Annotated in this window: 7 protein-coding genes, 1 tRNA gene and 2 pseudogenes; 2 read left to right on the top strand and 8 right to left on the bottom strand. The window is 73.4% G+C overall.

What is annotated here, in order from left to right; all coding sequences use genetic code 11:
• The 3 genes and pseudogenes from GTR00_RS06700 to GTR00_RS06690 form a co-directional block, all read right to left on the bottom strand.
• Nucleotides 1–246, bottom strand: a pseudogene (locus GTR00_RS06700) (AAA family ATPase); the annotation flags it as partial.
• 90 nt (nt 247–336) lie between these two features.
• Complete coding sequence (locus tag GTR00_RS06695; RefSeq protein WP_166610859.1) at nt 337–1,347, bottom strand: LacI family DNA-binding transcriptional regulator; 1,011 nt, start codon at nt 1,345–1,347, stop codon at nt 337–339.
• Nucleotides 1,341–2,294: a substrate-binding domain-containing protein gene (locus GTR00_RS06690; protein ID WP_323132282.1), complete on the bottom strand. Its 954-nt coding sequence runs from the start codon at nt 2,292–2,294 to the stop codon at nt 1,341–1,343. Before GTR00_RS06690 ends, GTR00_RS06695 begins: the two co-directional genes overlap by 7 nt.
• A gap of 465 nt (nt 2,295–2,759) precedes the next feature.
• Between GTR00_RS06690 and GTR00_RS26300 the strand changes: the two are divergent.
• Together GTR00_RS26300 and GTR00_RS06685 are read left to right on the top strand one after the other, a co-directional pair.
• Nucleotides 2,760–2,813 (top strand): annotated as a pseudogene (locus tag GTR00_RS26300) (hypothetical protein); the annotation flags it as partial.
• Between the two features lie 398 nt (nt 2,814–3,211).
• Nucleotides 3,212–3,844: a hypothetical protein gene (locus GTR00_RS06685; RefSeq protein ID WP_166610857.1), complete on the top strand. Its 633-nt coding sequence runs from the start codon at nt 3,212–3,214 to the stop codon at nt 3,842–3,844.
• Here the strand turns inward: GTR00_RS06685 and GTR00_RS06680 are convergent.
• The 5 genes from GTR00_RS06680 to GTR00_RS23605 form a co-directional block, all read right to left on the bottom strand.
• Nucleotides 3,836–3,909: transfer RNA gene (locus GTR00_RS06680), tRNA-Ile, on the bottom strand. The two genes, GTR00_RS06685 and GTR00_RS06680, sit on opposite strands and share 9 nt — an antisense overlap.
• Nucleotides 3,910–3,996: 87 nt before the next feature.
• Entirely contained in the window at nt 3,997–4,365 is a 369-nt protein-coding gene (locus tag GTR00_RS06675) for a DUF3566 domain-containing protein (protein WP_323132281.1), read from the bottom strand.
• 104 nt (nt 4,366–4,469) lie between these two features.
• The gene (gene gyrA / locus GTR00_RS06670; protein WP_407659640.1) at nt 4,470–7,121 is read right to left on the bottom strand and encodes a DNA gyrase subunit A; all 2,652 of its coding nucleotides are present in this window, start codon (nt 7,119–7,121) and stop codon (nt 4,470–4,472) included.
• Nucleotides 7,122–7,272: 151 nt separating this feature from the next.
• Complete coding sequence (gene gyrB, locus GTR00_RS06665) at nt 7,273–9,354, bottom strand: DNA topoisomerase (ATP-hydrolyzing) subunit B (protein WP_407659639.1); 2,082 nt, start codon at nt 9,352–9,354, stop codon at nt 7,273–7,275.
• 312 nt (nt 9,355–9,666) lie between these two features.
• Nucleotides 9,667–10,188, bottom strand: a 522-nt coding sequence (locus GTR00_RS23605; RefSeq protein ID WP_205705227.1) for a DUF721 domain-containing protein, incomplete at its 5' end; no start/stop codon positions are given.

Genomic DNA, 10,188 nt, shown 5'->3' with positions numbered 1-10,188 from the left:
CCCCTGGCCCAGCCCCGCGGCGAGCTCGCCGCGGGGCTGGGCCAGGGGGGCGCGCGCGGGCTCGGCGGCGCCGGCTCGCGCGGGGGCGCGGGCGGCGTCGAGCAGGGCGCGCACCTCCTCGGCGTAGCGGGTGCGGCCGGTGCGCGCGGCGCTGTCGGCCACCTCCAGCACGACGGAGCGGAAGCGCGCCTCGTCGCCGAGGCTGTGGCTCTGCACCAGCGCCTTGACCTGTGCCGCGGTCGCCATCAACCCTCCTAGAGTCACCGGAACTCTACAAGGAGTGACCAGACGAGGGCGGCGGGACGGAGCGGCGGGTGGAGCCCGTCGGCGCGCCCGTCAGCGGGTGCTCTCGCGCAGCACCAGCCGCGCGGTGACCGTGGTGGTGGCCCGGGGGCGCGCGTCGGCCGGGTCCGCGGTGCGGATGCGCTGCTCCAGCAGGTCCAGGGCGAGCTCGGCGATGGCGTCGTTGCCGGGTTCCACCGACGACAGCCGCGGGACCAGGAAGTCGGCCTCCTCGCCGTTGTCGAAGCCGACCACCTGGACGTCGCCGGGCACGTGCAGGCCGAGGTCGGCCAGCGCCCGCAGGGCGCCCGTCGCCAGCGCGTCGGTGACGCAGAAGACGGCGTCGAAGGCCACGCCGGCCCGGCGCAGGTCGAGCACCGCGCGGTGCCCCTCGTCCCGGGAGTACGTCCGCGACTCCACGACGAGCGCCTCGTCGACGTCCAGGCCGAGGTCGGCGTGCGCCTGGCGGTAGCCGCGGGTGCGCAGGGACGCCATGTCCTCGGTGTCCTCGTGCCGCCCGCCGACGATCGCCACGCGCCGGGAGCGGGTGCCCAGCAGGTGGCCGGTGGCCTCCCGGCTGCCGCCGACGTCGTCCATCATCACGTGCTCGAACCGGCCGGGCACCGGGCTCTCGCCGAGGAAGACCACCGGTGTGTCGAAGCGGAGCCTGTCCAGGTCCGGCCGCTCCAGGCGCACCAGGTGGACGATCACCCCGTCGTAGCGGCGCAGGTGCCCGAAGGAGAGCGCCTCCAGCTCGCGCTCGCGGCTGCCGCCGGTGCGCTCCACCAGCAGGTGCCGGCCGCGGCGCTCGGCGGCGGCGGAGAGCTGGTTGGACAGGTGCGCGTAGTAGGGGCTGTCGAGCTCGGGCAGCACGAAGCCGATGGCGCCGGTGCGCCCCGTGCGCAGGCTGCGGGCGGTGGCGTTGACCTGGTACCCGAGCTCGTCGATGGTGGCCAGGACGCGCAGGCGGGTGTCGGCGCGCACGCCCGGCCGCCCGTTGATCACGTTCGACACGGTCATGGTCGACACCCCGGCCGCCCGCGCCACGTCGGCCATCCTCACCATGCCGTGATCCTTCCACCCGTGCCCGGGGCCCGTCGGTCAGGCCTTGACACCCGTCCGTCACCGCGACGAGGACGCCGGTGACGGTGCACGACGTCGCCGTGGCTGTCCGCCGACGCCGAGCACGTCACGGTGTGGGCGAACTGGGGCCTGAGCACCCTGTGGCTGCGCGTCGAGCTGCAGCAGCGGGGCGACCGCTGGCGCGGCACGGTGGGTCCCCTGGAGGCGGGCTGGTACCACCACCGCTCCATCGTGGACACGACCTCGGTGAAGGGCACCGGGAACCCCACGAGCGTGACCGGCGGGTCCTGGCGGGGCTGTCCGTGGGTGGTGGCCAGACCCTGCGGTTCCTGGCGGCCGGGCCCGGTGGGTTCGCGTACGTCGGCGCCTTCTCGGCCGGCCTTTCCGCCGAGGCCTCCGACCTGGACGTCGAGGCCGTCAACGAGGGCACCACGCTGCTGCGCCTGCGCAACGGCAGCGTCACCGACTCCACCCACGAGTCGGTGCGCGGCACGATCGCCCTCTTCGACGAGGCGGGCGTGGAGCACGAGTTCGACGGGTGGTGCGAGGGCCCGCACGGGTGGAACACGTGGCAGCACGCGCTCGCCGACTTCGCCCCCCGCCTGTTCCGCGACGCCGCGACCGCGAGCGGGACGCGGAGCTGGGAGGGCGCCGCCGGCGTCGACGACGCCGGCGGGGCAGCGCCCCGGGCGGCGCTCACGCCCGCGCGGGCCCCCGCCGGTGGACTCGCGGGGGTCCACGCTGGAGAGGGAGGGCAGGGTGAAGCGGCCGTTCTCGATGTTGTCGAAGCCGATGACGGCCACGTCGTCCGGGACGCGGCACCCGGCCTCGCCCAGCGCGCGCAGGACCCCGGTGCCCGGGGTGTCGTTCAGCGCGAGGACCGCGTCGAACTGCAGCCCCGAGGCGAGCAGCTCGCGCGTGGCGTCCACGCCGTTCTCCGGGTGCCACGGCGCTCGGGGCTGAGGAGCGGGCCGTCGGTCTGGCGCAGTCCGTTGGCGAGCACGGCGATCTCGTGGTCGCGGTCGGCCCCGGCCCGGCCCGGGATGACGCCGAGGTCGCGCCGCTCCGCGCTCTCGTCGGGCCGTCGACGCCCACGGGGGGGCGTCCCCCGGCGGATGATGGTGCTCCGGTGCCGCAGGATGGCAGCGCACGGGTGGAGGACCTGTTCAAGGCCTCGCTGTTCGTGCCGGCGCTGACCTCCGTCGTGGTCGCCGGCACCACCTTCCGGCTCGTGTTCTCCGAGGCGAGCACCGGACTGGTGAACCAGGTCGTCGGCCTGCTCGGCGCGGACCCGGTGCGCCGGCTGCGCACCGACACCGGCGGCCTCGTGGCGCTGCTGGCGCTGGCGGTGCGGCGCTCCACGGGCGTGAACGTCCTCGTGCTCCCTGGCCGGGATGCGGTCCATCCCCGACGAGCACTGCGAGGCAGCCTCCATCGACGGCGCCGGCCGCGTGCAGCGGTTCTTCAGGATCACCCTGCCGAACCTCGAGCCCACCTTCGTCCACGTCACGAGCACCAGCACCCACGGCGGCCTGGCGATGTTCCTGGAGAGTTCCGTGCTCCACGTCGGCAACGACTCGCCGAACGACCAGGGGCTGACCGTCGTGGGCCACCTGGGGTTCGCGATGCACGACTTCCGGGGCGAGAACTTCTGGTTCATCACCGTGCTGCTGGTCGTGACGGTGCCCTTCGAGATCGTGGTGCTCCCGCTGCACGTGCTGGTGAACGACTTCCTGTGGCCCCTGCTCGTGCTGCGCTCGGCGGAGAAGCCCACGCTGCCGATCGGGCTCAACACGCTGCTCACCCCGTACGGCAACAACTACGAGCTGCTCGTCGTCGGGTCCTCGTGCTCCCCGCGTGCAGCGGCGACGCGGAGGAGGGGGGCCACCACCGGCGGCGGGGCGGCCCGCTGGGCATGTGGGTGTTCGCCGAGCTGCACGCCACCTGCTACGAGCAGGTGGCTCCGGCGTGGAACGCGCGGAACCCGGACCGCCCCGTCGACCCCTCGGTCACGGTGCACCCCCACGACGACGTGCACGACGAGCTGCAGCTCGCGGCCAACTCCGGCACCGGCACCGCCGTCATCGACTCCTCCTCGAACAAGGACTTCGCCGCGGAGCGGCTCGCCGTCGCCGAGCTGTCGCCCGAGGCGGACGCCGCCGTGCGGGAGGTGCTGGGCTTCGACCCGGCCGACATGTCGGTGCGGGCCGACGAGGCGGTCACCGAGGACCCGGAGGACGAGTTCAACAAGTACTCCCGGACCGACCTGTTCGACACGCTCAACCAGGTCGAGGACGGGATCGGCCACTTCGACGCGTTCACGAACCCGAACCTGCCCGCGCTGGACAGCGTGTTCACCACCGTCACCTGGACGCAGAGCCGCGAGGGCCCCGGGCACCGGACGCCACCGACGTCAGAGGCCCGCACCCCCGGGAGGGGGTGCGGGCCTCTGACGTCTGGCGATCTCGTGTGGGCCTAGGAGGACTTGAACCTCCGACCTCTTCCTTATCAGGGAAGCGCTCTAACCGACTGAGCTATAGGCCCGGGACCGCGCGACGGCGGCTCCTCTACTGTACCCGACCGCCAGTGGTGCCGCCGACCACGTCCGGCCGGCAGGACCACCCGGACGGCTCAGTCGTCGGAGAGCGTCACGTGCAGGCCGCCCACCAGGGCCGCCGACACGTTGTAGAGGAAGGCGACGATCGTGGACAGCGCCGTCAGCAGCACCACGTCCACGACCGCGATCACGGTGGCCAGCGAGAGCACCTTGCCGAAGGCCAGGTAGTCCAGCAGGTTGACGTCGACCTCGCCGCCCACGACGTCGCGCAGCAGGCCGTTGACGTCGGTGAAGACGCCCATGCCGTCCAGCACGCTCCACACCACCGCGGTGGCCACCACCAGGGCGATGCCCACCGCCACCGACAGCAGGAACGACAGCTTGGTCACCGACCACGGGTCCACGCGCGCCAGGGTCAGCCGCACGCGGCGCGGGACGTCCACCGCGGTCGCGGGGCGCCCCGCCGGGCGGGACGGGGCTGCCGAGCTGGCCCTCGACGTCCCCGCCCCCGTGGTGCCGGGCGAGGAGGCCGTGCGTTCGGCGGGACTCACGAAGCACCTCCGGGGTCGGTGTCGTCGGCCGCGGAGCTGTCGTCGACCGATCCGTCAGACCGTACGTCATCCAGCGGGTCCGGCGCAGTGTCCGCCGGAGCCGGGGGCACGTCCGCGCCCAGCGCCGCGGACTGGTCGTCGCCCGCCCCGCCGACGTCGACCAGCGGGTCGTCCAGGCCCTCCACGCTCGCCGCGGCGGCCTCCTCGGCCTCCACCTCCGCGTCGATGGCGCGCTCGGCGTTGCGGGCCACCGCGATGATCCGGTCGCCCGGCTCCGGGCGGGCGAAGGTGACGCCCATGGTGTCTCGGCCCTTGGCGGGCACCTCCTCCACCCGCGAGCGCACCACGCGCCCGCCGGCCATGACGACGAGCACCTCGTCGTCCCCGGAGACCGTCAGCGCCCCCACGAGGTCCCCGCGCGCCTCGGCCAGCTTGGCGACCTTGATCCCCAGGCCGCCGCGGCCCTGCCGGCGGTACTCCCCGATCGCGGTGCGCTTGGCGTAGCCGAGCTCGGTGACCACGAAGACGTCGAGGTCGTCGCGCGCCACCGCCATCGCCAGCAGCTCGTCGTCGCCGCGGAACCTCATGCCGCTGACGCCGGAGGTGGCCCGGCCCATCGGGCGCAGGGTGTCGTCGTCGGCGCAGAAGCGCACGCTCATGCCCTTGCGCGAGACGAGGAAGAGGTCCTCGCCCTCGCCGACCAGGGACGCCGCGAACAGCTCGTCGTCGACCTCCTCGCCGTCCGCGCCGGGGCGCTGGCGCAGGTTGATCGCGATCAGGCCGCCGGAGCGGTTGGAGTCGTACTCGCTCAGGCGGGTCTTCTTCACCACGCCGCCGCGGGTGGCCAGCACCAGGTACGGGGCCTGCTCGTAGTCCTCCACGTCCAGCACGGCGACGATGCGCTCGCCCGGCTGGAAGGCCAGCAGGTTGGCCACGTGCTGCCCGCGCCCGTCGCGCCCGCCCTCGGGCAGCTCGTAGCCCTTGGCCCGGTACACCCGCCCCAGGTTGGTGAAGAAGAGCAGCCAGTGGTGGGTCGTGGTGGTGAAGAAGTGCTCCACCACGTCGTCCTCGCGCAGGCTGGCCCCGCGCACGCCGCGCCCGCCGCGGCGCTGGGCCCGGTACAGGTCGGTGCGGGTGCGCTTGGCGTACCCGCCGCGGGTGACGGTGACGACGACGTCCTCGACGGGGATGAGGTCCTCGACGCTCATGTCGCCCTCGAAGGGCAGCACCTGCGTCTTGCGCTCGTCGCCGTAGCGCTCGACCAGCTCGGCGAGCTCGTCGCCGACGATGCGGCGCTGGCGCTCGGGGCGGGCCAGGATGTCGTTGTAGTCCTCGATGAGCCGCATCAGCTCGTCGTGCTCGTCGGTGATGCGCTGGTGCTCCAGGGCCGCCAGGCGGCGCAGCTGCATCTCCAGGATCGCGCGGGACTGCACCTCGTCGATCTGCAGCAGCTCCATCAGCCCGTCGCGCGCGGCCTCCACGGTGGCGGAGGAGCGGATCAGGGCGATCACGGCGTCCAGGGCGTCCAGCGCCTTGAGCAGCGCGCGCAGGATGTGCGCGCGCTCCTCGGCCTTGCGCAGCCGGAAGCGGGTGCGCCGCACGATGACGTCGAGCTGGTGGGCGACCCAGTGCTTGAGGAAGGCGTGGATCGGCAGGGTGCGCGGCACCCCGTCGACCAGGGCGAGCATGTTCGCGCCGAAGTTCTGCTGCAGCTGGGTGTGCTTGTAGAGGTTGTTGAGCACGACCTTGGCGACGGCGTCGCGGCGCAGCACGACGACCAGGCGCTGGCCGGTCTTGCCGGAGGTCTCGTCGCGCACGTCCGCGATGCCGGTCAGGCGCCCGTCGCGCACGAGGTTGGCGATGTTCTCGGCGAGGTTGTCCGGGTTGACCTGGTACGGCAGCTCGGTGATCACCAGGCAGGTGCGGCCCTGGATCTCCTCGACCTGCACGACCGCGCGCATGGTGATGGCGCCGCGGCCGGTGCGGTAGGCGTCGCTGATGCCGCGGTGGCCGAGGATCTGCGCGCCCGTGGGGAAGTCCGGGCCCTTGACGCGCTGCATCACCGCGGCGAGCTGCTCCTCGTCGGAGGCCTCCGGGTGCTCCAGCAGCCAGGACACGCCGTCGGCGACCTCGCGCAGGTTGTGCGGGGGGATGTTGGTCGCCATGCCGACGGCGATGCCGGCGGAGCCGTTGACCAGCAGGTTCGGGAACCGGCTGGGCAGCACGTCCGGCTCGTCGGTGTGCCCGTCGTAGTTCGGGGAGAAGTCGACGGTCTCCTCGTCGATGTCGCGGACCATCTCCATGGCCAGCGGCGCCATGCGGCACTCGGTGTAGCGCGGCGCGGCGGCGGGGTCGTTGCCCGGGGAGCCGAAGTTGCCCTGCCCGTCCACCAGCGGGTAGCGCAGCGACCAGTCCTGCGCCAGGCGCACCAGGGCGTCGTAGATGGAGACGTCGCCGTGCGGGTGGTAGTGGCCCATGACGTCGCCGACGACGCGGGCGCACTTGGAGTAACCGCGGTCGGGGCGGTAGCCGCCGTCGAACATCGCGTACAGGACGCGCCGGTGCACCGGCTTCAGGCCGTCGCGCACGTCCGGCAGGGCGCGCGAGACGATCACGCTCATCGCGTAGTCCAGGTAGGACCGCTGCATCTCCAGCTGCAGGTCCACCTGCTCGACGCGGTCGCCGGCGGGCGGCTCGGTGGTGCTCTCGCTCACGGGGGGTCTTCCTCTCAGGTCGTCTCAGGTCGCCGGCGCCGGCCGGTGGTCCCGCGCGGAGGACGTTCCACGTGGAACCACCGGCTCAGACGTCGAGGAACCGGACGTCGCGGGCGTTGCGCTGGATGAACGTGCGGCGGGACTCCACGTCCTCGCCCATCAGGACGGAGAAGACCGCGTCGGCGGCGGCGGCGTCCTCGAGCGTGACCTGCAGCAGCGTGCGGTGCGCCGGGTCCATCGTCGTCTCCGACAGCTCGTCCCAGTTCATCTCGCCCAGGCCCTTGTAGCGCTGCACCGAGTTCTCCTTGGGCAGCTTCTTGCCGGCCTCGCGCCCGGCCCGGATGAGGGCGTCGCGCTCGGCGTCGGAGTAGGCGAACTCGTGCGCCGCCCCGCCCTGCCACTTGATCCGGTACAGCGGCGGCTGCGCCAGGTAGACGTGGCCGTTCTCCACCAGCGGGCTCATGTAGCGGAACAGCAGCGTCAGCAGCAGCGTGCGGATGTGCTGACCGTCGACGTCGGCGTCCGCCATGATGATGATCTTGTGGTAGCGGAGCTTCTCGAGGTTGATCTCGTCGCCGATGCCGGTGCCGAACGCGGTGATGAGCGCCTGGACCTCCTGGTTGCCCATCGCCCGGTCCAGCCGCGCCTTCTCCACGTTCAGGATCTTGCCGCGGATGGGCAGGATGGCCTGGGTGCGCGGGTTGCGCCCGCGGGTGGCCGAGCCGCCCGCGGAGTCGCCCTCGACGATGAAGACCTCGCACTCGGCCGGGTTGTTGGACTGGCAGTCCTTGAGCTTGCCCGGCAGGGAGTTGCGCTCCAGCAGGCTCTTGCGGCTGGCCTCGCGGGCCTTGCGGGCCGCCTGGCGCGCCACCGACGCCGAGTGCGCCTTGCGCACGATGATCCGCGCCTCGTTGGGGTGCGAGGCGAACCAGTGCCCCAGGTGCTCGCGCACCTGCGCGTTGACGAAGGTGCGCGCCAGGGTGTTGCCCAGCTTCGTCTTCGTCTGGCCCTCGAACTGCGGCTCGCGCAGCTTCACGGAGATGACGGCCGTCAGGCCCTCGCGGATGTCGCCGCCCTCGAGGGTGTCCTTCTCCTTGAGCAGCTTCTGCTCGCGGGCGTAGTCCTGCACCAGGCTGGTCAGCGCCGTGCGGAAGCCCGTCTCGTGGGTTCCGCCCTCGGAGGTGTTGATGTTGTTGGCGTAGGTGAACACCGCCTCCGCGTACGCGGTGGTCCACTGCAGGGCCAGCTCCACGGAGATGCCCTGCTCGGTGTCCTCCGCCTCCAGGGAGATGACCTCCTCGTGCAGCGCGTCGTTCTTCTTCTGCGCGTTGACGTGCTTGACGTAGTCGACCAGGCCGCCGTCGTAGCGGTAGGTCAGCGTGCGCTGGGGCGCCTCGTCGACCGCCTCGGCCTCGGCCTCGGCGTCGCCGGTGGGGCGCTGGTCGCTCAGCGAGATCGTCAGGCCCTTGTTGAGGAAGGCCGTCTGCTGGAAGCGGGTGCGCAGCGTCTCGAAGTCGAAGCTCGTCGTCTCGAAGATCTCTTCGCTGGGCCAGAAGGTCACCGTGGTGCCGGTGGCGGACGTCTCCTCGCCCTTGGCCAGCGGCGCCACCGGCACCCCGTCGGCGTAGGACTGGCGCCACGCGTGCCCCTGCCGGCGCACCTCGACGTCCAGGCGCCGCGAGAGCGCGTTGACGACCGAGCTGCCCACGCCGTGCAGGCCGCCGGAGACGGAGTACCCGCCGCCGCCGAACTTGCCGCCGGCGTGCAGCACGGTGAGCACGACCTCCAGGGCCGGGCGGCCCTCGCCGGGCATGACGTCGACGGGGATGCCGCGCCCGTCGTCCTCCACCCGCACGCCGCCGTCGGCGGTCAGGGTCACGGAGATGGTGTCGCAGTAGCCGGCCAGCGCCTCGTCCACGGCGTTGTCGACGATCTCGTAGACGAGGTGGTGCAGGCCGCGCTCACCGGTGGAGCCGATGTACATGCCGGGGCGCTTGCGGACGGCCTCCAGGCCCTCCAGGACGGTGATGGCGTCGGCGCCGTAGTCGGAGCCGGGGGCCCCGGAGCCGCCGGCGGCGGTGGCGCCGGCCAGCGAGGGGGCCTCCTCCGGAGCCGGGGTCCGCCCGTCGGGGTCGCCTCCGGCGGTCGACGGCAGGGCGTTCTCGATCGGCTCTTCGTCTGGCACGGGCGCGTGCACTCCCTCCGCGTCGAGCGGCGCGGGGCAGCGGGACGGGCGGGGCCCGTCACGCCAGAGGCCCTCACGACCGCCAGGTTCGCGCCATTCTACCCCGCGCGGGGCCCGCACTCCCGTCGACGAGCCGTCCAGGGCGCCTCAGGCGCGAGCACCCCCGGGGCGCGGGGGGGCCTACGCGCCCGCACCCTCCGCGGCGCAGCGCCCGTGAGGCGGCCGCTCGCCCGTCCGGCCACCGGTCCGGCCACCGGTCCGGCCACCCGTCCGGCCGTCCTCGCGACCGCCCGCTCAGCCGTAGGTGTCGCGCGGGCCGCGCCCGCCCTGCGCCGAGCGGCCGCCCCTGCGCCACGAGGGGCCCTGCGGACCGCGCACCACCACCTTCGTGACCACCCCGTGCCCCAGCTCCTCGTCCAGCCGGCGCACCAGCACGCTCGTCAGCAGCCGCACCTGGGTGGCCCACGCCGTGGACTCCGCCCGCACCACGAGCGTGCCGTCCGTCAGGGTCTCCGGCACGCAGTGCCCGGCCAGCTCCGGGCCGACCACCGCGTCCCAGCGCCCGAAGGCGCCGCCCACCGCCACCGGCTCCTCCCAGCCGCGCTCGCCGACGAGGCGGTCCAGGGTCGAGCCCAGCGTCTGCGGGTCGCGCGCGTCCGGCCACGCCCCCGAGCGGGTCGAGGCGTCGCCGCGGCGGCCGTCTTCGAGCCGGTCGCGAACGTCGCCGACCACGTCAGCAGCGCCCCGAGCAGCCAGCGGCGCCGGCCCTCGCGCACCCGCAGCACCAGGAACGCGAAGGTCGCCACGCCCAGGAAC

This window comes from Kineococcus indalonis (assembly GCF_009906395.1).
GTDB classification, from domain to species: domain Bacteria; phylum Actinomycetota; class Actinomycetes; order Actinomycetales; family Kineococcaceae; genus Kineococcus; species Kineococcus indalonis.
Note: the sequence above shows the minus strand (reverse complement) of the source record. Positions and strands in the feature narration are given on the sequence as shown.